General features: G+C 59.5%; 21 protein-coding genes and 1 pseudogene. 6 read left to right on the forward strand and 16 right to left on the reverse strand.

Annotated elements, in window-relative coordinates:
* Window positions 1-10 precede the first annotated feature (10 nt).
* A complete protein-coding gene (locus tag NOV72_RS13200) occupies window positions 11-919 on the forward strand; it encodes a LysR family transcriptional regulator (RefSeq protein WP_106855031.1) in 909 nt (302 codons plus the stop codon).
* Here the strand turns inward: NOV72_RS13200 and NOV72_RS13205 are convergent, their stop codons facing one another.
* Genes NOV72_RS13205 through NOV72_RS13225 form a run of 5 tightly spaced genes read right to left on the reverse strand, consistent with a single transcriptional unit; the run spans window position 920 to window position 6,371 of the window.
* Window positions 920-1,840, reverse strand: coding sequence for a dihydrodipicolinate synthase family protein (locus tag NOV72_RS13205; protein ID WP_106855032.1), 921 nt, complete (start codon window positions 1,838-1,840; stop codon window positions 920-922).
* Window positions 1,841-1,863: 23 nt separating this feature from the next.
* Window positions 1,864-2,820 (reverse strand): amidohydrolase family protein, encoded by a 957-nt coding sequence (locus NOV72_RS13210; RefSeq protein ID WP_106855033.1) that lies wholly within the window; start codon window positions 2,818-2,820, stop codon window positions 1,864-1,866.
* Between the two features lie 4 nt (window positions 2,821-2,824).
* Window positions 2,825-3,826, reverse strand: a complete 1,002-nt coding sequence (locus NOV72_RS13215) for a 4-hydroxythreonine-4-phosphate dehydrogenase PdxA (RefSeq protein WP_106855034.1) — start codon at window positions 3,824-3,826, stop codon at window positions 2,825-2,827.
* Window positions 3,827-3,850: 24 nt separating this feature from the next.
* Window positions 3,851-5,149: an MFS transporter gene (locus NOV72_RS13220; RefSeq protein WP_106855035.1), complete on the reverse strand. Its 1,299-nt coding sequence runs from the start codon at window positions 5,147-5,149 to the stop codon at window positions 3,851-3,853.
* Between the two features lie 46 nt (window positions 5,150-5,195).
* Window positions 5,196-6,371: an L-rhamnonate dehydratase gene (locus NOV72_RS13225; protein WP_061176254.1), complete on the reverse strand. Its 1,176-nt coding sequence runs from the start codon at window positions 6,369-6,371 to the stop codon at window positions 5,196-5,198.
* 143 nt (window positions 6,372-6,514) lie between these two features.
* On the opposite strand from NOV72_RS13225, the gene NOV72_RS13230 reads away from it, so the two are divergent.
* Complete coding sequence (locus NOV72_RS13230) at window positions 6,515-7,438, forward strand: LysR family transcriptional regulator (protein WP_106855036.1); 924 nt, start codon at window positions 6,515-6,517, stop codon at window positions 7,436-7,438.
* Window positions 7,439-7,800: 362 nt separating this feature from the next.
* Here the strand turns inward: NOV72_RS13230 and NOV72_RS13235 are convergent, their stop codons facing one another.
* The gene (locus NOV72_RS13235) at window positions 7,801-8,103 is read right to left on the reverse strand and encodes a hypothetical protein (RefSeq protein ID WP_146149996.1); all 303 of its coding nucleotides are present in this window, start codon (window positions 8,101-8,103) and stop codon (window positions 7,801-7,803) included.
* 174 nt (window positions 8,104-8,277) lie between these two features.
* Between NOV72_RS13235 and NOV72_RS33125 the strand changes: the two are divergent.
* From NOV72_RS33125 to NOV72_RS13245, 3 genes and pseudogenes are all read left to right on the forward strand, one after another.
* Window positions 8,278-8,400: pseudogene (locus NOV72_RS33125) on the forward strand (DNA circularization N-terminal domain-containing protein); the annotation flags it as partial.
* Window positions 8,401-8,541: 141 nt separating this feature from the next.
* Window positions 8,542-8,898: a hypothetical protein gene (locus NOV72_RS32735; RefSeq protein ID WP_245933017.1), complete on the forward strand. Its 357-nt coding sequence runs from the start codon at window positions 8,542-8,544 to the stop codon at window positions 8,896-8,898.
* Entirely contained in the window at window positions 8,895-9,086 is a 192-nt protein-coding gene (locus NOV72_RS13245) for a hypothetical protein (protein ID WP_106855038.1), read from the forward strand. The genes NOV72_RS32735 and NOV72_RS13245 overlap by 4 nt, the downstream gene beginning before the upstream one ends.
* Before the next feature lie 53 nt (window positions 9,087-9,139).
* Here NOV72_RS13245 and NOV72_RS13250 read toward each other — a convergent pair whose 3' ends face one another.
* The 10 genes from NOV72_RS13250 to NOV72_RS13290 form a co-directional block, all read right to left on the reverse strand.
* The gene (locus NOV72_RS13250; protein WP_245933018.1) at window positions 9,140-9,844 is read right to left on the reverse strand and encodes an Imm52 family immunity protein; all 705 of its coding nucleotides are present in this window, start codon (window positions 9,842-9,844) and stop codon (window positions 9,140-9,142) included.
* 35 nt (window positions 9,845-9,879) lie between these two features.
* Complete coding sequence (locus NOV72_RS13255; RefSeq protein ID WP_106855040.1) at window positions 9,880-10,503, reverse strand: restriction endonuclease fold toxin 5 domain-containing protein; 624 nt, start codon at window positions 10,501-10,503, stop codon at window positions 9,880-9,882.
* Window positions 10,504-10,540: 37 nt separating this feature from the next.
* Window positions 10,541-11,257, reverse strand: coding sequence for an Imm52 family immunity protein (locus NOV72_RS13260; protein ID WP_245933019.1), 717 nt, complete (start codon window positions 11,255-11,257; stop codon window positions 10,541-10,543).
* Window positions 11,254-11,922, reverse strand: a complete 669-nt coding sequence (locus NOV72_RS13265; protein WP_106855041.1) for a Tox-REase-5 domain-containing protein — start codon at window positions 11,920-11,922, stop codon at window positions 11,254-11,256. Before NOV72_RS13265 ends, NOV72_RS13260 begins: the two co-directional genes overlap by 4 nt.
* A 35-nt stretch (window positions 11,923-11,957) precedes the next feature.
* Window positions 11,958-12,641 carry a PAAR domain-containing protein gene (locus NOV72_RS33060; RefSeq protein WP_342753398.1) on the reverse strand — a complete coding sequence of 228 codons (684 nt, stop codon included), beginning with the start codon at window positions 12,639-12,641 and terminating at the stop codon, window positions 11,958-11,960.
* A 532-nt stretch (window positions 12,642-13,173) separates the two neighbouring features.
* Entirely contained in the window at window positions 13,174-13,677 is a 504-nt protein-coding gene (locus NOV72_RS31950; protein ID WP_146149997.1) for a hypothetical protein, read from the reverse strand.
* Window positions 13,637-13,813, reverse strand: a complete 177-nt coding sequence (locus NOV72_RS33130) for a M35 family metalloendopeptidase (protein WP_181291029.1) — start codon at window positions 13,811-13,813, stop codon at window positions 13,637-13,639. The genes NOV72_RS31950 and NOV72_RS33130 overlap by 41 nt, the downstream gene beginning before the upstream one ends.
* Window positions 13,814-15,098: 1,285 nt before the next feature.
* Window positions 15,099-15,365: a hypothetical protein gene (locus NOV72_RS31955; protein WP_146149998.1), complete on the reverse strand. Its 267-nt coding sequence runs from the start codon at window positions 15,363-15,365 to the stop codon at window positions 15,099-15,101.
* 121 nt (window positions 15,366-15,486) lie between these two features.
* Window positions 15,487-16,818: an MFS transporter gene (locus NOV72_RS13285; RefSeq protein ID WP_146149999.1), complete on the reverse strand. Its 1,332-nt coding sequence runs from the start codon at window positions 16,816-16,818 to the stop codon at window positions 15,487-15,489.
* A 226-nt stretch (window positions 16,819-17,044) separates the two neighbouring features.
* Window positions 17,045-18,601, reverse strand: a complete 1,557-nt coding sequence (locus tag NOV72_RS13290) for a methyl-accepting chemotaxis protein (RefSeq protein WP_106855044.1) — start codon at window positions 18,599-18,601, stop codon at window positions 17,045-17,047.
* A gap of 316 nt (window positions 18,602-18,917) precedes the next feature.
* On the opposite strand from NOV72_RS13290, the gene NOV72_RS13295 reads away from it, so the two are divergent.
* Window positions 18,918-19,916, forward strand: a complete 999-nt coding sequence (locus NOV72_RS13295) for an FUSC family protein (protein WP_106855045.1) — start codon at window positions 18,918-18,920, stop codon at window positions 19,914-19,916.

Below are 19,916 nucleotides of genomic sequence, written 5' to 3' on the forward strand. Positions count from 1 at the left end.
AGATTTTGTAATGCTCAATCCGCAATGGCTTCGTACCTTTCTCGCGCTCGTCGATCTCGGCAACTTCACGCGCGCCGCAGAACGCCTCGATCTGACGCAGGCCGCCGTGAGCCAGCATCTTCGGCATCTCGAAGACGAACTCGGCCTGCTCGTGATACGCCGTCCGCGCGGCATCGAACTGACGCCGGCGGGCAGGGCATTGATCGACTATTGCGACGAGATGGAACTGGCCGGCAAGCGTCTCGCGTCGCGGCTGTCGGATAGCGAGGACGAGGCCGGAGAGATCGGCCTCATCACGCCGGGCAGCATCGGGCTCGTGCTGTTTCCGCTATTGCTGGATTTGCAGCAGCAACGTCCCGAATGGAAGATGCGTCATCGCTTCGCGCCGGATTCGGAAGTGCTCGAAGCCGTGCTGGAGAGCCGCTACGATCTGGGCATCGTCGCGCTGAAGCCCGACGATCCGCGCCTTGCCGCGAGCAAGTTCATCGAAGAGCCGCTGGAACTCGTCGTGCCCGCCGATGCGGATGTGCATGAATGGAGCGATCTCGAAAGGCTCGGCTTCATCGATTATCCGGAAGCGCATGTGACCGCGAGCCGCTTGTTGAGCCGGCGCTTTCCGGGCAATCCGGGCGTCGGCAGTCTGCGCCGGCAAGGCTTCAGCAACCAGATCAGCCTGATACTGGAGTTCGTTGCGCGGGGGCTCGGTTTCACGGTGATACCGCGTTATGCGCGCATCGCGTTCGGCCAGCCGGAAGCGATCGGCGTCGTGGAGTGCGGCGCGCCTGTCGTCGATACGCTGTGGCTCATTCGTCGCGCGGAATGGCCGATGCCCGCGCGTTGCGCGCGGGCCGTCGAGTATTTGCGGGAACGTGTCGGCGTTCCCGTCATGAAGGCCGAGACGAAGAAGCGCCGCCGCTAGTCAATGCCCCCAGCGCAGCACGAGCGGATCGAGCTTGCGCGCGACCTTCAACAGCCCTTCGCGCACGGCCGGATGCATCGGCGCGAGCGGATGACGCACCGCATCCGAACGAATCACGCCGCCTTCCTTCATCAAGGTCTTGCACGCGGCGAGACCGCATTGCCGGTTCTCGTAGTTGATGAGCGGAAGCCATTGCTGATACAGCTCGGCGGCTTTGTCCGCGTCGCCCGCGAAGTAGGCATCGACGATCTTGCGGATGCCGTCCGGATAACCGCCGCCTGTCATCGCGCCCGTCGCGCCCGCATCGAAGTCGGGGATCAGCGTGATTGCCTCTTCGCCGTCCCACGGACCGACGATCGCATCGCCGCCGAGTTCGATCAGTTCGCGCAGCTTCGACGCGGCCTGTGCCGTTTCGATCTTGAAGTAAGACACGTGCTCGACATCGCGCGCGAGTTTCGCGAGAAACGATGCGGAGAGCGGCGTGCCCGCGACGGGCGCGTCCTGAATCATGATCGGAATGTCGATCGCGTTCGACACTTCGCGATAGAACTCGTGAATGCCGCGCTCGCCGACGCGGATCGTCGCGCCGTGATACGGCGGCATGATCATGACCATCGCGGCGCCCGCGTCCTGCGCGGCGCGGCTGCGCTCGGCACAGACGCGCGAGCTGAAGTGCGTCGTCGTGACGATGACGGGCACGCGGCCCGCGACATGTTCGAGCACGGTGCGCTGAACGGCATCGCGTTCGGCATCGGACAGTGCGAACTGCTCGGAGAAATTCGCGAGTATGCAGATGCCGTTCGAACCGGCGTCGATCATGAAGTCGATCGCGCGCTTCTGGCCTTCGAGATCGAGACGGCCCTGATCGTCGAAGATGGTCGGAGCGACGGGAAATACGCCGCGATAAGCAGATGCAGCCATTGAGGTGTGTCTCCTGTGTTGGTCTAGATGCGGTACAGCGTGCTCGCGTTATCGAAGAATAGCGCGAGGCGTTCTTCGCGCGTACGGTCCGCGACGATTGTTTTGAAGCCCGCGAAGAGATCATCCAATGTGACGACGAGACTGTCGACCGGAAAATTACTCGCGAACATGCAACGGCCGACGCCGAAGCTTTCGATCGCATCGCGCACGATACGTCCGTTGCGCTCCACGCTCCAGCTTACGCCAGCTTCGCCGATGCCCGATATCTTGAGCCAAACGTTCGGCCATTGCGCGAGCGCATCGAGCGCGGCGCGCCATGCGGCGAGCGCTTCGTCGCTGCGATCCGCGGGCAGGCCCGCATGATTCACGACGATCTTCATCTGCGGGAAATCGCGCGCCAGTTCCGCCGCTTCGTTGAAATGCCACCACGGCGCCTGCAATTCGAACATCAGGCCGCTTTGCGCAAGCAACGCATAGCCGCGTCGCCAACGCGGACAACGCATCGAGCCGGGCGCAGCGAAATCCTCGCGATGTTCGGCACGCGGAACGGTCTTTGGCTTGTGACGCACGCTGCGCACGAGCGGCATCTCGCGATAGGCGTCGATCACATCGGCGAGATCGTCGCGATCCAGCCAGATTTGCGCGGCCATCGCGTTCGGCAAGCCGGTGCGCTCGTGCAACGCGGTGGCCCAGCGCGCCTCGCCGAGCACGTCGCGCGGATCCCATTCGCCTTCCATCATCACCGTCTTCACGATGCGATGATTGCCCGCCTGCGCGAAGTAATCGTCGGGCAGGAAGTTCTTGCATAGGGCGGCGTAATCGCCATAGCGAAACGGAATGCGCGGCAGATCGCGCAGCCACGGATGATAGTTGCGCGCCACGTCCCAGAAGTGATGATGCGCGTCCACAACGGGCAGGTCCGCGTCGTCGCCGCTTTCCAGGAAGCGTTCGCGCAATGCTTCGATGCGCTCTTGCATCATGGCGTCAGCTCAAACGGTCTTGCGCCATGCGCACGGCGATGTCGAACGCTTTCTGCGTCGCGCCGACATCGGCCCGGCCCTGGCCGTGGATATCGAACGCGGTGCCGTGCGCGGGCGTCGTGATCGGCACGGGCAGGCCGCCGTGCACGGTGACGCCGCGCCAGAAGCCCATCAGTTTCATCGCGATCTGACCTTGGTCGTGGTACATCGTGACGACGCCGTCGAAGACTTTCTGATCGCGTGCGCGCACGAAGATGGTGTCGGCGGGGAAGGGGCCTTGCGCATCGTAACCTTGCGCGCACGCATGTTCGACGGCGGGCGCGATCACGTCGATTTCCTCGCGGCCGAACGCGCCGTTGTCGCCGTTATGCGGATTGAAGCCGCATACCGCGATGCGCGGCTTGTCCACGCCCGCGCGCTTGAGACCGTCGTGAATCAGTTGCACCGCGCCGACGACACGCTCCTGCGTGAGCTTCGCGCTCACGTCCTTCAACGCGATATGCGAGGTCACGCGTGAAGTCCACAATTCGTCGAGCACGTTGAACTCGCAGAACGCGCCGCTGAAATCGAGCTGGCGCGCGAACCATTCCATTTCGTCGTTCGTCTCCATGCCCGCCATGTGCAGCGAGGTCTTGTTCACGGGCGCGAAGAGCATCGCTTGCGTGCGGTTCGCGCGCGTCATCACGAGTGCCTGTTTGAAGGCTTCGAGGCTGTAGCGGCCGCCGCGTTCGGTCGATACGGCGCGCTCGTACGGGGCGTCGTCGGGCAGGCGGAAATCGATGAGCGACGGCATGTCGGTGTCGCGCGCGGCGGCATCGACGTTATCGACAAGTCGATAATCGAAGCGCTGCTGCGCGATCTCCATGCCTTTGTCCAGCTCGCGCTTGTCGCCGACGATGAGCAGATCGGCGCGCGCACGATTCTCGGGCTTCGCGACGAGCCGCGCGATCAGTTCGGGACCGATGCCGGCGGGATCGCCGAGAAGCACTGCGATGAGCGGTTTCATGTCTGTAGGGTCTCGTGGTCGTTGTTAGCGGGTGCGGCGCAGATCGATGGCGATCGAACCGAAGATATACACCAGCGCGCACGCGCCGTAAAAATGCAGCACCGCATCGAAAGAACCGGTGCGCTGAAGAATGAAGCCGGTGATGAGCGGAATCGAAATTCCGCCGACGCTGCCTGCACAGTTCATGCACGCGCCGAGCAGGCCGACACGCCCCGGACTCGCGAGCAGCGACGGCAGGCTCCAGTAGAGGCTGCCCCACATCAGCAGGAACGACGCACCGCACAGCACCGCGACCGCGACGACGGGCGACGTGATCGTCGGCAGCGCGGCGAATACGGCGAGCGTCGCCATGCCCGACACCGCGATCATGCTCTTCACGACCTTGCCGCGCGAGAAATTCATCGCGCACAGCGCATCGCACAGAAAGCCTCCGGACAGCGAGCCGAGTGCGCCCGCGAGAAAGATGAAGAACGTCGCCGCGCCGATCTGCGACAGGCTCAAACCGCGCGCCTGCGTCAGGTAGCTCGGGCCCCACGTGAGCAGGCCGAAGAAGATCATCGCCCAGCTCATGCGGCCGACGCACATCGCGATGGTCGAGCGCAGCGGCAGCGGCGCGTCGTCATGGCTTGCGCGCGCCGCGCTCGACACGGACGGCGCGCCGTCGCGGATATGCGCGAGTTCCGCGCCGTTCACGCCCGGATGTTTCGCGGGATCGTCGCGCAGATAGCGCCATGCGAGCCAGCCGCAGGCGATCGTCGCAAGCCCGGCGACGACGAACGCGGTGCGCCACGAGCCGAACATGAGGATGAGATTCGAGATCGCGAGACCGCCGATCGCAGCGCCGAGCGGCGAGCCGGCATCCATCAGCACCGCGCCGCGCGCGCGTTCGGTGCGCGACAGCCAGAGCGCGTTGAGCTTGCTGCCCGCGGGAAAGAGCGGGGCTTCCGCGCCGCCGAGACCCACGCGCAGGAACAGCATCGACAGGCCGCCGGTGGCCGCGCCCATCAACGTCTGAAAGAGGCCCCACAAGACAGTTGCGCCTGCAACTACTTTGCGCGGACCCAGTTTGTCGATGAGCCAGCCGCCCGGAATCTGCAAGAGCGCATAGGACCAGAAGAAGCTCGACAGCACGAGCCCCTGCATTGCGGGCGAGAGCGCGAACTCCTTCGCGATGGTGGGCATCGCGATGGAAAGCGAGATGCGGTCGACGAGGTTGATCAGCGTGATGAGAAATACCACGCCGAAGATGCGCCAGCGAACGCTCGTCGCGTGTTGGGACGAGGCGGCGTCGTGCGCCGCGTGTGATTCGATCCTGCTCTCCATGTCTGTCTCCTGATAGGGGCGGGCTGCATGGGCCCTGCATCAACGGTCACTCGATGATGTCGAAGTCGCTCAGATGCTTGTCGGACAGCGTGATGCCGAGGCCCGGCGTTTCATCGGAGAGTTGCAGATAGCCGTTCTCCGGTTGCGGCTCGCCGTCGAAGATGTAGTAGAAGAGCTCGTTGCCCACTTCCACGTCGAACACCGGGAAGAACTCGGACATCGGGCTCGCGGTGCTCGCCATCGTCAGGTGATAGTTATGCATCTGGCCCGCGTGCGGAATCACGGGAACGGACCACGCTTCGGCCATCGCGTTGATCTTGCGCGCGGCGGTGATGCCGCCCACGCGGTTCGTGTCGTATTGAATGACATCGACGGCGCGGCGTTCCAGCAGATCCTTGAAGCCATAGCTCGTGAACTCGTGCTCGCCGCCGGAAATCGGCACGATGTTCATCTTCTTCAGCTCCTGATAACCTTCGACGTCGTCGCCGATCACGGGCTCTTCGAGCCAGCGCGGATTGAACTCGGCAAGACGCGGCAGCATGCGGCGCGCGTATTCGAGCGTCCAGCCCATGTAGCATTCGAGCATGATGTCCACGTCGTCGCCTGCGAGTTCGCGCAACAAGCGGACCTGCTCCAGATTCTTCGCCATGCCCTTCGGGCCATCTTTCGGGCCATAGCCGAAGCGCATTTTCATCGCGGTGAAACCCTGGTCGAGATAGCCTTGCGCTTCCGCGAGAAAGGCGTCGCGATCGTCGTTGTTATAGAGCTTCGACGCGTAGCACCAGATCTTTTCTTTCGTGCGGCCGCCGAGCAGCTTGAAGACGGGTTTTTTCACGGCCTTGCCCATGATGTCCCACAGCGCGATATCGACCGCGGAGATCGCCGCCATGCCGATACCCTTGCGGCCCCATGCGAGCGTGCGCCGATACATCTTCTGCCAGATGTATTCGTGATCGAACGGATCCTCGCCGATTGCGATCGGCGCGAGATATTCGTCGACGATCTGCTTCGCGACGCGCGGCGCGAGCGCGCAATTGCCGATGCCGACGGTGCCGTCGTCACATTCGATCTCGACGACGAGCCAGCCATGAAAGCGGAACGAGCCCATCGCGTCGCCGCGCTCGTAGAGGACATCGACGGCGTTCGTGCAGAAGTGCGATTGCGGCGGCACGACCTTGCCTTTCCATTCGAAAACGCGTGCGCGGACATGCTTGATCTTCATCTTCGGTGTCTCCTTTCTATTCGGGTGGGGCCGCTGAAACGAGGGTTTGCGCGGCTGTATCGGGTAGCGCTAGTGTGCGAAACTCCGCGATAACTGACCATTGAATTATTTGCATCAGGCTATTTCCTGGAGTTATCGCTCGCATGATCGCGCCCGCATCGACCATCCGCAAACGCCTGCGCCTGCGTCATCTGCAATTGATGACGGCGCTCTCGGAAACCGAATCGCTCAGAAGCGCCGCCGACGAACTCGCGATGACGCAGCCCGCCGCGACCAAGGCGTTGAAGGAACTGGAGGACACCATCGGCGCGGCGTTGTTCGTGCGTCACGCGCGTGGCATGGAGCCGACGATCTACGGCGAAGCGGTGATGCGCTATGCGCGCGTCGTGTTCGAGGACCTGGACGAGTTGCGCGAGGAACTGGCGGCGATCGAGGCGGGCGATATCGGCAAGGTGCGTATCGGCGCGGTGATGGCGCCGGCGCCCGACTTGCTGACGAAGGTGATCGTGCAATTGAAGGAAGCGCATCCGCGCCTGCAGATCAGCGTGCAGATCGAGACGAGCGACGTGCTCGTGCAGGCGTTGCAGCAGGATCAACTGGATATCGTGGTGGGGCGCATTCCGTACGGGTTTTCCGCGCTCGATCTGACGTTCGAGACCTTGTCGGAAGAGGCGCTGGCGATCGTCGCGCGGCCGGGGCATCCGGCTGTCGGAACGGCGGCGAAGCCGAAGCTCGCGGATCTGGCGAAGTATCCGTGGATCGTGCAGCCGCATCCGAGTCCGATGCGGCAGATCATCGATCAGACGTTTCGGGAGTCGCGCGTTGCGCCGCCGGTGAGCACGGTCGAGACTTCCTCGATTCTGACGACGCTGTCGCTGGTGCGGGACTCGGACATGCTTGCCGTGCTGCCTAGTTCAGTCGCCGATTATTATTCCGCGCTCGATACGATTGCTTCATTGCCTACGGCGTTGCGCGGCCGGCTCGCGCCCTACGGGTTGATTCTCAGGAAGAACAGGCGGATCAGTCCGGCGACGCAACTCGTGATCGAGGCGATTCGGCGGGCTTGAAGGGTTGGTTTTGTGTGTTTTGTTTGCCGGATCCCGTTTTGTTATCGGTCTATAAGCGTTGCCCCTGTGCGGGGCGGCAGTCACTTTCTTTGCTGCTGCAAAGAAAGTAATTTACCGGCTCTAAGTATTTGATTTTCATGAGATTTAATCGAATATTCGGGGTGTCTACTCCCTCTAATACCCCTCTCGCGGAAATTCTTCGCTGTTGACAAAGTGTGACAGATATCGCGCCGGATCGTCCCCTTTTCGCCACCGTTGCGACCACTGCACGAGCGCGTAACATGCACGCGGGTCGCTCGTTGAGGTCGGCTCGATCGAGCGGGCGCATTTTCCGATAGCGTGACGAACTTTTGACCCTTCCTTTAGAGCGTGGCGAGCGTAAGCAAAATCGGTCCGACAATCAGACCATGTATCGCGATTGCGCTGTATGCCATGTACGGTGATTGTCTTTGCTTGCGCGCCTTAAATAGAGCGTACATCGACCAAAGAAGGCCGCAAAAAGACACCACGACAAGGATAGTCAGCGCGAAAAAAACCTGAGCGATCGCGCCATAGCCGGTTTTGCCGCCGTCGAGGCACATTGCTGCTGCAACAACTTCAAACACCACCAACCAGAGCGGCCCATTATCGAGGATTCCAGCTTTGGTCTCCGAATTATCGTTCATCGCTTTCCTCAAAAAACTGAGATCGTGCCACGTCTCGGGCAAGCGTCATCTCGATAAAGCAAATCGTATGTCTCAGATCGACAGGCCTTTCTTCCGCGACCTGTAAACGGCCTCGTGGCGCGGCGTGCCGTTCGCGGTGACAGGTGCGACGCTGAAGGCGGGCGACGGTTCGCCGTGCATGAATACCCGTATCGGGGCGACGTCTGGGTTGAGGACATCGGCCGTGGCGCGCGGCGCATATCCCTGAGTGGCTTCCTCCTGCAAGATGCCGCCTACGGCCGCGGCGACGTACTCGCGCAGCGCGCCGCGATGATCGCGGCATGCGAGACGGAGGATCACGGCGACGGCGAACTCGTTCAAAGGCGCGGGAACAGGCGTTCCCGTCTACTGGTCGGGCAATCAATGGCTCACCTTCTCAACCGATACACAGGTGCAAACGTGAACGACTCTCTACAGGTGTCGAAGCGGCACGTACCGAATGAGTTTCTTGCGCGGTTCGATGTCGATGGCAAACCGCGAGGCGCGCACCTCGTCATGCTCGACTACATGATCGCAGACGGCCAGATCATCAGGGAAACGATGCGGCTCGATGAAGCGCAACCCGCCGACTGGAACAGCGAAGCGATCGCCGCGCTGCTCGGCGACTACGCGGCGCAGCTTTCCGCGCAATTGTCGGCCGCACAGCGCGCGCTCGATGACGCTAACGCGCGCATTGAATCGATGACCGGCGACGCGGCGCAGGCTTCGGCCGATTCCGCGACGAGCGGGCAACCGACGCAGGAGACGAAAGCATGAAGGATCGGACTTTGGTCGCGCTGATGGTCTCGCTCGCGGCACTCGTCGGACGCACCTTCGTAAGTATCGAAGGCGACCACAACACCGTAAGCGACACAGGCGGGCACGGCGGCGGCGTGCAGTTACCCGAGCGCTCGACTCAATTGGCCCCGATTCAGCGGCTGATACCGCCGCAGCGTCACCCCTAAAACAGCGCGAGCTACGAGAAAGAAGAGGCCCGCCAAGAGCGGGCCGGATAGCGTTATAGGTCCGCGTAACGCGGCAACAAGTCTTGATCCGCGAGCCTGATTTCAATGGCGTTCGCCACCTTCACATGCTCGGGATTGTCTGCATCGAAAGGGCCGTCGATCTCGCTGATAAGGATCGTTCCCTCCGTGCCGTTCAGGTCCGTGACGTGGTGAATCATGCGCGCCTCGGGAACCTGTTCGATCTCGATCCGGCGCGGCAGGTAGAGCATCCAGCCGACGCCGGGACGATCTGGAAAGACTTGCTTCATTGAGTAATATTTGAACGGACCTAACTCGACAATTAGAGCCGGCCATATCTGCAATGCACCTTCAAGAAGCTCCGTCGCTTTATGGTAGTAGCGAAGCTCGGCGAAGCCTTGCGATTGAAGCTTGAAAGTTGATAGTCCAGTATCCATGTATGTTGAAATACAAGCAATGCCTCTCGGTCCCTCGATACCGTTCCATACGCTGGCATGAAGAAACGACAAATCACTTTCGTTGTTCTTCAAGGCCGCCTCTAGCATTTCCTCCCGCGGCCCGGAATGAGAAAACGCCTTTATTGTTGGCGGCTTTCCTTCCTCGGCATCATTCCCCCAGTACCAAGCTTCAAGATTCACTCCAATTTTTTCAAGGACAAGCGCCAACTTCCAGAGTCTGTGATATTGCTCGTAGACGGATGGTAGCGGTACATTTTCCTTAAAAGATATATCAACATTCACAGCATTCCTCATTTTTGTTATGAAATTCTAGATACTCAGCCCAAAGGCTTTAATTCTGTAGTAAGGCGAAACCCGGCCCGCCCGAATTCCTTCGTCGCGTATCGCCAACTCATCGGTTGCATGAAATACCATTGCAATTTGGAAGGTTGGTTAGCCGTGACGATATCGCTCTGAGCTTTAGCCTGACGCTTCATCTTCGGGAAGCCTTTCTTTTCATTTATTGCAAAAAAGAATTTTGGCTGTCCAGTGACTTCATCGAAAAACTGATCATATCTTGCTTTAGCTTCCTGCAACAAGCATTGACCGGACTGAAAGCCGTCGAAATCCTTTTCTGAGAAAATCCATTCTTGCCCCTTTGGAAAGCCCGTAACAAATTGCTGATATTGCGCCGAGAGGTCAGACATTGCGTGATTGACCGGTGCCATTTGGCCTCTATCCGGTGGACACTTACACTCGCGCTCGCGCGTGCGGACCTTGACTTGCGTATCGGTCTGCGCCTTGTCCTTATCCTTGGCGGTATCACCCGGCAGCGAGAGTATCGCCCCGGTCGCTGCCCCTCCTGCGACCGCAGACACCGCACTGCTAGAAGTCAGCGCGGCCCACAACGCGGCGATGCCTTCGGCCGCCGCTTCAAGTACTGGAATGGCTAATGCGGCCATTAATTCGACTCCTTTCTATCGCGCAGCTTCGCGCGCGCTACGACAGGTCTACATAGCGCGGTAACAGGTCTTGATCCGCGAGCCTGATTTCAATGGCGTTCGCCACCTTCACATGCTCGGGATTGTCTGCATCGAAAGGGCCGTCGATCTCGCTGATAAGGATGGTTCCCTCTGTGCCGTTAAGGTCTTTGACGTGGTGAATCATGCGGGCCTCGGGGACCTGTTCGATCTCGATCCGGCGCGGCAGGTAGAGCATCCAGCCCACGCCGGGGCGATCTTTGAATACTTTCTTCTGCGTTGAGTAGTGGTATGGACAGACCTCCACCAGAAGGCCCGGCCATATCTGCAGAGCACGCTCGACAAGACTAACAACAACATTGTATGAGTCAAGCGTTTGAAATCCATCGGCGCGAAAATCGAAGGACGAACGAAACTTCAAGGCGTATCTAGAACTGAACCCGGCACCGTGCCGGCCTTCCTTGCCGTTCCATATATCGACGGCCTGACGCAAAGAATCAGCTTCTGGCGCGGCGGAGGCAATTAACCCATTAGTCGGGCCAGCCTCCGTAAAAGCGGGATCATTTGGATCGCCCGACACGCACCATTTGCTCATATCGAAGCCGAGTTCTTCGAGCAATTTCGCGAAACGCCAAAGCTCGTTGCTCTGAGTATCTGTTGAAGGAAATGCGGATACGGTCTTAAGCGCAATCCAGATGTTCACGTCGCGAATAGTATCGTTGCTAGCTTGATTCATTCTATATTTTCCTTGACGAGCATAGGCATAAGTTCAGTGCTTAAGTTAAGACCGTCCTTCGCGAATTCAGTTGTCGCCCAATTGAAAAGCTTATCTTGCATGAAATACCATCTTAGTTTAGATGGTGGACTCTCTGTAACAATGGCTGACTGAGCCGTCGCTTGCTTGACAAGCGATTCTGAGGCAGACGGTTCCTGTTTCTTATCAGCGGTTTTTGGGCCAACACCCTTCAGGAAAAAGAACTTCGGCCTTCCGTTGTCGTAGAAAAAGAATTCAAAATTTGCTTTTGCCTCTTGCATCAGACATTGCGCCGAGACAAATCCGTCAAAATCTTTTCCTCCGAATTTCCATTCAATTCCGCGCGGAAATCCCGTCACGTATTGCTGATACCTCGCGGAGAGGTCAGACATTGCGTGATTGACCGGTGCCATTTGGCCTCTATCCGGTGGACACTTACACTCGCGCTCGCGCGTGCGGACCTTGACTTGCGTATCGGTCTGCGCCTTGTCCTTATCGTTGGCGGTATCACCCGGCAGTGAGAGTATCGCCCCGGTCGCTGCCCCTCCCGCGACCGTGGACACTGCACCGCCAGAACTCAGCGCGGCCCACAACGCGGCGATGCCTTCGGCCGCCGCTTCAAGTACTGGAATGGCTAATGCGGCCATCAATTCGACTCCTTTCTATCGCGCAGCTTCGCGCGCTACGACAGGTCTACATAACGGGGTAACAGGTCTTGATCCGCGAGCCTGATTTCAATGGCGTTCGCCACCTTCACATGCTCGGGATTGTCTGCATCGAAAGGGCCGTCGATCTCGCTGATAAGGATGGTTCCCTCTGTGCCGTTAAGGTCTTTGACGTGGTGAATCATGCGGGCCTCGGGGACCTGTTCGATCTCGATCCGGCGCGGCAGGTAGAGCATCCAGCCCACGCCGGGACGGTCGGGAAAGACCTTGACTCGACGGCCGGGATTCCGGACATCTTTCGTGTAGTAGTCGTAAGCCCCTAGTTCAGCAACAATAGGAGGCAAGATTTGAAATGTCTTTTCCAGTAAATCGACCAGACGGGAATAGCCTGTGGCAGCAACTCTGCCAAACTGAAATGATAATTGGCTTGTCCCCTCGATGTCGTAGCGCACTAGAAAGGTCAGCGTCGCGCCGCACGCGGTCTTGTCGCCGATGTATGCGACGCGCCGCCCCTTATGGGTCATGCTGCCAGTGGCGAGGATGGGGAACGTGCCGCTGCATTTCGGGCACAAGGTCAGGTGCTGATCGAGCGCGACGTCGATACCCAAATGCTTGAATTTGGGCGCGGCCTGAATGACCACACCACCGTGATCGGTCTTGTCGCCTAAGCGCGCGACATCTCGACCGTTTGAGTCTTTCATTGCTTGTTCTCGCGAAAAATAACCCGCCTTAGCGGGTCTTTTTTGGAACGGAAAACTGCGTATTAACGTCCGAGCGCAGCAGGCACCGAGAGAGGCCGACCCGTTGCCCGCGCGCTGCATGAACGGTCGAATCGCAAGGGGACGATTCGACGAGCGAAACGTATGCTTGATTTATTTCAGGATAAATAAGGGAAATCCTTTAGGCCAAAAACACTGACATAAAGCAATCTCAAATAAGACTTCTCTTAAAATAAAATCGCGAGGGTATAAAGTATTCTTACGACTCCGGCGCGTGGTTGCGCTGGAAACAGGCTTGGCAGCCTGTAGACGTATTTAACCCGCGACGCCCGCGCAATGCGGGCGAAGCGGCTAATTCCACAACAGCACTAGTCCGAAAGAAACGCAAGCCATGAAGGTGCATATTGGGAACCAAGGCACCTACACGACGGCACGAATGAGGAGCAACGGTCATAGAAAGGCCCGCGCGCAGCGGGCGAGTCAATAACCGTAGATTGCTATTCCTGAAGCGCAATTATTTGATTGCTTTGGATACCGGCGTTACGCGTGGGTCGTTACATAGCCGCGCACAACTTCCCTCGCATATTGGATAAAGCGTGACATTCAATTGGTGTATGTCCGGCTTCCCTTTTGCATTGCGTGCTTCTCTTTCATCCAGAACAAGCGGTTCCATCCAAACGTTCTCCTCTTTTACTCCGAGCTGTAAAAGATAGCGTTTAAGACTCGCGCCTCGTTGCTCAAGAAGTGTCTTCGGATTTTTTTCATTACGATACGCACGTGGTTGGACAACACCTCGGATTTCCGTGTCTGGCCATGTACGCGCCTTAATCATCATTTCGACAAGTTCTACTCGGAACGTATTTGGAATCTCCGTCGAGTTTAGCGGAATTTCGCTTTGCATAAACTCAAACACAGTGCAAGCTGTCGCGAAATTGCCATGCAGACAGAGTGCTAGGACGAAACTGCCTAGAAGAGATTTAGTCATTTTCAGTGATGTAGCAGGTGATCGAATCAGCATTCTTGGCAGTTTCGTTCGGATAGCGCCCCGCCCAAATCGCCAAACCGTATCCCGAGCCGTATATGATATCGTCGGAATTAAACGTATCGACATAGTGCGTACACTCATGAACTATCGTTTTCAATTTCGAGTTCAATCCTTGCGATTCATCGGGAAGCGTGCAGAATTCTGGATAGATCTAAATTATTCGCTTATCTGAATCCGGCTTACAAACGGCCGCAGAGACACCGGGGGAAATTGGGGCTGCTGTGCAGGAGAGGTGAGTGTTTAATTGGTCATCGCATTGCACGATGTAGGTCACGATATCGCCCACAGTGGCCGCTGCGAGACCGCCGAGAGTGAGTCCGGACGTCGCCGTACTAACGCGCCCGCCGCGCTCTGTCAGCGAGCCAATTGTCGCGAACGTGAGTGTTGTTTTGCTTTCCGATTCCATTCCGTAGTCCTTCAAAAAGAGATCGCCTTGTGAGCGCATTAACGTCCGAGCGCAGCGGACACCGGCGCCCCTTCTCACGATGTCCGCGCGCTGCTAGAACGGTCGAACCGCAGGGGGGCAGCTCGACGAGCGAACCGTAAGGGGGATCTATTTCGGGATAAATGGGGGAAATCCTTTAAGCCAAAAGCACTGACTTAAAGCAACCGCAAATAAGACTTCTCTTGAAATAAAATCGCGGAGGTATAAAGTATTCTTACGACTCCGGCGCGTGGTTGCGCCGGAAACAGGCTTGGCAGCCTGTAGGAATTATCTACCCGCGGTTCGCCTCTCAGGGATGAGCTTCGGCCATCTCTTTGTCGGTCCCGCATTACGCGGCGCTTTTGTTATTCGGACTTTACTTGTTGCCATGCTGCATGAGTACGCCTATGTGCGTCGTGCAGCGCTACAGGTCGGCCTAGCTGCATTGATGCGTGTTAATACATCTTGCCCCGCCTCGTACGGGGATTTTTTTGAGCAGCGTGTTTAGAGTTGCTTACGCAGTAAGTTCCGCTACGCGGGGCCGTTCCTCCGACCCTCGCAGACTAACTAGAAGTCGAAGTATGCTGCGCGCCGCTCGACCGGTGCCGGGTCAAAGCCGAAGCGCTCGCGTAGCGTTTCAAGCGTCTCACCGGTCAAGTCCTCGTGCATCAGCACGCGCGCGGGATTGCCCCACAGGCGCGCGAGCGGGACCACAAGTGCCGATCGCCACTGTTTGCGGTCCTCTGCGCTACTCACTAGCGCAGATAACGCCTTTCTCCCGTCGTGATCCAGTCCGCGACCGATAATCCGCACAAAGACGCGGCGTGGCCATTGCGAAATGGTCCGAATACGAATCAGGTTTTCTCCGAAATTCGGAGACTTTCCATTCCGCGCTAACTCACTTACTGAGGTTAGCGATTATCCGTAGTCAGCTCCAAAATAAGTCGCCTTGCGCCCACATTTTCGTCGCTCATTTCCCTTCACCCTTAAGTTTACGAATTTCCGCAACGAATGAGTCAAAAAAACATTTGTCTTTTTTCATAGTTCGATAACTTCTAGATTTGCATTTCCATTTTGACGCCGCCGCCCGCTGGCCGCAGAGCATGAGGGCGCAACAGTTGAGCGGGAGACAGCCGAGCACGCCAGCGAGCTTTTCGCGCGTGCGCTCCTGGAGCGTATGAATTCCTCGATTGGTCGTAATAAAACGGCAATCGCTCAGGTCAAATCCGTAGCTCATCACGCGTCTCCGCAGCAAAGAAAGTAACCCCCGCCCCGCACAGGGGCAACACCAATAAACCGACACGAATTCAGGCTTCCATAGAGCCCCAACAAAAGAGCCCAAACGCACCGCGCTGCACTCACCTCCCAACCTGCTCCGCAAGCCTCAACTCCTCCCGCGCAGCGTCATCAGAAGCAGAAGCAGAAGCAGAACCGGAAGCATCATCCAGCGCGATATCCGGCCGCATGAAAAACGTCATCACGATCCCGACCGCGAGCAACCCGAGCGACCCCGCGAACGGCAAGGTCCAGCTCCCGGTCCGATCCACGACAAACCCAAACACGATCGGCGAAAAAATCCCCGCAATGGCCGATCCAGCGTTGACGAGTCCGCTCGCAATTCCGACGTGCTTCGGCGTGATGTCCATCGGCACGGCCCAGATCGGCCCGATGGTCATCTCCAGGAAGAAGAACGACAGGCTCAACGACGCGGCCATCACCGGCAGCGACTTCACGACCATCACCGGCGCGAGAAACACGAGCGCACCGAGGAACGCGACGATGATCATGTTGCGCCGCGCCGAAACCACGCTGCCCGTGCGCTTCAAGATACGATCCGAAATCACGCCGCCCGCCGTATTGCCGACAACGCCCGAAAGAAACACGCCCGCCGAAAAGAGCGCCGAACTCTTCAGGTCGAGTCCGCGTCCGTGCATGAAAAAGGTCGGCAGCCACGTGAAAAAGAGCCAGCCGGTCCAGCCATAGCAGAAGTAGACCATCATCGTCGGCGAGATGCGCTTGAGCAGGCGCCCCCAGGGCGTCGGCTCGCGCGTCTTGTCGACGGCGACCTTGTTTTCAGGCGGCAACTCCGCTTCTTCCTCGGCCGTCATGTGCCGATGCTTGCGCGGGTTATCCGCGAAATACCACGCATACACGACGACCCAGACGGCCGTCAGCGCACCGACGAGCACGAACGAAGCGCGCCACGAAGCGAACGCGACCAGCAACGCGATCAAAGGCGGCGTGAGCGCGTTGCCGAGGCGCGAGAACGAATGCGTGAGACCCTGCACGAAGCCGCGCTTGCCCGCCGGATACCAGTTGACGAGCGCGCGCGCCTGCGCGGGCAGCGCCGCACCTTCGCCGACGCCGAGCAACATGCGCGCGCAGAACAGCGACACGACACCGCCCGCGAATCCCGTCGCGATCGTCGCGACGATCCAGATCGATGCGCACAGCACGAGTGTCGTCTTGGCGCCGAAGCGGTCGCTGAACCATCCGCCGATAACCTGGCAGATCGCATACGTGTAGGCAAACGCGCCGAACACGAGGCCGACGTCGGTATTGGTGAGATGAAGATCGTCGCGTATCAAACCCGCCGCTGCGGACAGATTCACGCGATCGAGATACATGATGAACGACATCGCGCACATCAGCGCGAGCACGGAACGGGTGACTCTGGGGCGATGCAGCATTTCTTATGTCTCCTCCGAGGCTTGTTGCGCGCGGTTTCAGCCGTTGCGCGCGCTCTTGTCGAGGACGGACCGCAGGTCGATCCGACGCTCGCAGTCTCGCGAAAACAGCGATAGCCGTCTATTGAATTCGCCTCATGAGGTGATTACCGGCGGTTATGGCTCGCGCAAAAGCAAGCGGCTCGCGTCCCGAAGGATCGCGAGCCGCGCATCGTCGAACGAAACGGCTTCAGGCCGTCGCGCGCATGCCTTCGTCGTGAAGACGGAACGTCTCGACCGCCGTGCGCAACGCGCCAGCCTGATCTTCCAGGGATTGCGCCGCCGCCGCCGCTTCTTCCACGAGCGCCGCATTCTGTTGCGTCACTTCGTCCATCTGCGTGACCGCGCGCGCCACTTGCTCGATGCCGCTGCTCTGCTCTTCCGACGCCGCCGCGATCTCGCCCATGATGTCCGTCACACGCTGCACCGCCGTGCTGATTTCGGTCATCGTGCGGCCCGCTTCGTCGACGAGCGCGGTGCCCGATTGCACGCGTTCGACCGAGTTGTCGATCAGTTCCTTGATCTCCTTCGCCGCCGCCGACGAACGCTGTGCGAGCGAGCGCACTTCGCCTGCGACGACCGCGAAGCCGCGTCCTTCCTCGCCGGCACGCGCCGCTTCGACGGCGGCGTTCAACGCAAGAATGTTGGTCTGGAACGCAATGCCTTCGATGATCGTGATGATGTCCGCGATCTTCGACGAGCTCTGGTTGATCTCGCCCATCGTCGTCACGACTTGCGACACGACATGGCTGCCCTTGCCCGCGATTTCCGAGGCGTTCGCCGCAAGCACGCTCGCCTGACGCGCGTTATCGGCGTTCTGTTTGACCGTGCCCGTCAGTTCATCCATGCTCGACGCGGTTTCCTGCAGCGCCGACGCCTGCTGTTCCGTGCGCGAGGAAAGATCCACGTTGCCCGCCGCGATCTGTTTAGTTGCGGATGCAATCGATTCGCTGCCGCCGCGTACCGTGCGCACCGTATCGATGAGGCTCGATTGCATCGTCGCGAGTCCGCGCAGCAACTGACCCATTTCATCGTTCGACGTGACCGTCACGTTGCGGCGCAGGTCGCCGGTCGCGATCGCATCGAATTGCGCGAGTGCGGCGTCGAGCGGACGCGAGATACGGCGGCGCAGCGACATCCACGTATAAGACGCCGCGGCCACGCCAAGCAGAATCGCCGCGAAGCAGCCGATGCGGAACGTGCCGAACGTTTGCTCGCCTGCGTCGTACGAAGCCTTCGCCTGTTCGAATTGCAGCTTGCGCAGCGCGACGCCCGTTTTCGCGAACTCGTTGAACGTGGCTTGCATCGCGCTTGCGTCGGCGACGATCTTCGCCTGATCGCTCGCGCGGACATCGGCGTAGCCCTGGTCGATGAGCTTTTGCAGCGTGAGACGCTGTTCGTTGAACTTGTCGGCGAGCGTCTTTTCTTCGGGGCCTTGCGGCAGGGCGGAATAGGTCGTCCAGGCGTCGTCGGACGTTTTGCGCATCAACGCGCCGCGTCCGATCGCATCTTCGGCGGCGGGCGTGCCGACATTCAGCGCCGCGCGATCGAAGGAAAGGCGCTCGCGCGCCATGAACATTTCCGCATTGCCGACCGACACCGCGCTCGGCATTTCATTCGTGAAGAGGTCATACGTCACCGCGTTGGACCGGCTCATGCCGATCACGCCGACCATGCCGATCGCGATCAGAAGCGCGCTCAGCAGCGTCATGGCCAAGGCCAGTCGGCCTTTGATTGTCGAAAACATAGCTCTCTCAAGGTGGCTGCATCGCGAAGGCGCGAGCGCTCGGGCGGCGATGCTGCGCCTGCTGCGCGGCCGAAGAAACCCATCGGCTGGCCTGTATAACGACAGCAGACCCATGTCCTTTAGTGAGCGATTAAAACGTTTTCAGAACGCTTACGTGAAAAAGGTCTTGTTTACAGGGGTTTTCCGCCGATGCGGGCGAATATCGTCAGCCAATCGGCGCGTGATTGCTTACAGACTGCTTCGTGCGCGCGTGGCATCCGTGCCGCGAAAACCGTTCTAAACTTCATGCGGATTCACGAGAGAGGCACGCCCGCGCATGTCCGCCGACGCACCGCATCTTCGTCTCACCGATGAAATCAAGATCTGGCCGCTGTTGCGCGCGACGATTGCGCTGGTGCCGTTCGTCGTGCTCGCGCTCGCGAGCGGCAATGATCTGTGGATGAAGGCTTCGCTGCTCGCGATCAGCACCGTGATCGCGGAGGACTCGCTCGCGTTGAGGCCGCCGGGCGTCGCCGCGCACGGACTCGCGATCATCGCCGGGACTTATCTTTTGTTGCTTGCCGAACGGGTTCCGACGTTGTTCGTCGTCGTATGCATGATGCTCGCGGCGGGCGTGATCCTGCTCGCGTCGCGCGGCAAGACGTTACGTGCGCTCGGCAACTGGACGTTTCTTCCCGTGCTCATTCTCGCGAACGAACTGCAAGGCGGACGCACCATCGATGCGTTGTTGCGCGAAGTGCCCGCCTCGTTGCCTTATTTGCTCGCCGCGCTGGTTCCCGCGCTCGTGTCGGCGCATGTTCGCTCGCGTGGCAAGCCCGCCGCGCGCTGGTCGAACCTCGATGATTTCGGCGTGCGCGCGCCCTTCGGCGAAGATCTCGCGGCGATGCTCGCGAGCGTCGGCATGGCGGCGGCGATGGTGGTGCTCGCGCACATGGACCACGCGCAATGGGTGATCTGGGGCGCGGCGAGCATCGTGACGGGTTCGGTCGATACGGCGCGCACGAAGCTGAAGAACCGCGCGTTCGGCGTGATCGTCGGCGTGCCGGTCGGCATCGTGCTCGGGAAGTTCGTCGTGCCGCATTCGGAGATGGCCGTCACGCTCGCGACGCTTGCAGTGTTCCTCACGCTTGTCGCGTTTCAACGTTATGTCGTCGCATATTTTCTTCGTTGCGTGTTCGTCGCGCTCGCGATCATGCTGGCGAATCAGTCCGCCGCCGATGCGTTCGAGCGGCTCACGCATGTGCTTGCGGGCGGCGTGATCGGCATCGTTTGCGTGTTCGTCGCGCATGCCGTGGCGGGGCGTTTGTCGCGGTGA

The sequence above is a fragment of the Caballeronia novacaledonica genome, from assembly GCF_900258035.1.
Taxonomy (GTDB): domain Bacteria; phylum Pseudomonadota; class Gammaproteobacteria; order Burkholderiales; family Burkholderiaceae; genus Caballeronia; species Caballeronia novacaledonica.

Bases quoted from the DNA above. Each gene is read 5' to 3' on its own strand.
- NOV72_RS13200 (WP_106855031.1), top strand. From the start codon at position 11: ATGCTCAATCCGCAATGGCTTCGTACCTTTCTCGCGCTCGTCGATCTC.
- NOV72_RS13205 (WP_106855032.1), bottom strand. From the start codon at position 1,840: ATGGCTGCATCTGCTTATCGCGGCGTATTTCCCGTCGCTCCGACCATC.
- NOV72_RS13210 (WP_106855033.1), bottom strand. From the start codon at position 2,820: ATGATGCAAGAGCGCATCGAAGCATTGCGCGAACGCTTCCTGGAAAGC.
- NOV72_RS13215 (WP_106855034.1), bottom strand. From the start codon at position 3,826: ATGAAACCGCTCATCGCAGTGCTTCTCGGCGATCCCGCCGGCATCGGT.
- NOV72_RS13220 (WP_106855035.1), bottom strand. From the start codon at position 5,149: ATGGAGAGCAGGATCGAATCACACGCGGCGCACGACGCCGCCTCGTCC.
- NOV72_RS13225 (WP_061176254.1), bottom strand. From the start codon at position 6,371: ATGAAGATCAAGCATGTCCGCGCACGCGTTTTCGAATGGAAAGGCAAG.
- NOV72_RS13230 (WP_106855036.1), top strand. From the start codon at position 6,515: ATGATCGCGCCCGCATCGACCATCCGCAAACGCCTGCGCCTGCGTCAT.
- NOV72_RS13235 (WP_146149996.1), bottom strand. From the start codon at position 8,103: ATGAACGATAATTCGGAGACCAAAGCTGGAATCCTCGATAATGGGCCG.
- NOV72_RS13245 (WP_106855038.1), top strand. From the start codon at position 8,895: ATGAAGGATCGGACTTTGGTCGCGCTGATGGTCTCGCTCGCGGCACTC.
- NOV72_RS13255 (WP_106855040.1), bottom strand. From the start codon at position 10,503: ATGGCCGCATTAGCCATTCCAGTACTTGAAGCGGCGGCCGAAGGCATC.
- NOV72_RS13260 (WP_245933019.1), bottom strand. From the start codon at position 11,257: ATGAATCAAGCTAGCAACGATACTATTCGCGACGTGAACATCTGGATT.
- NOV72_RS13265 (WP_106855041.1), bottom strand. From the start codon at position 11,922: ATGGCCGCATTAGCCATTCCAGTACTTGAAGCGGCGGCCGAAGGCATC.
- NOV72_RS33060 (WP_342753398.1), bottom strand. From the start codon at position 12,641: ATGAAAGACTCAAACGGTCGAGATGTCGCGCGCTTAGGCGACAAGACC.
- NOV72_RS31950 (WP_146149997.1), bottom strand. From the start codon at position 13,677: ATGCTGATTCGATCACCTGCTACATCACTGAAAATGACTAAATCTCTT.
- NOV72_RS31955 (WP_146149998.1), bottom strand. From the start codon at position 15,365: ATGAGCTACGGATTTGACCTGAGCGATTGCCGTTTTATTACGACCAAT.
- NOV72_RS13285 (WP_146149999.1), bottom strand. From the start codon at position 16,818: ATGCTGCATCGCCCCAGAGTCACCCGTTCCGTGCTCGCGCTGATGTGC.
- NOV72_RS13290 (WP_106855044.1), bottom strand. From the start codon at position 18,601: ATGTTTTCGACAATCAAAGGCCGACTGGCCTTGGCCATGACGCTGCTG.
- NOV72_RS13295 (WP_106855045.1), top strand. From the start codon at position 18,918: ATGTCCGCCGACGCACCGCATCTTCGTCTCACCGATGAAATCAAGATC.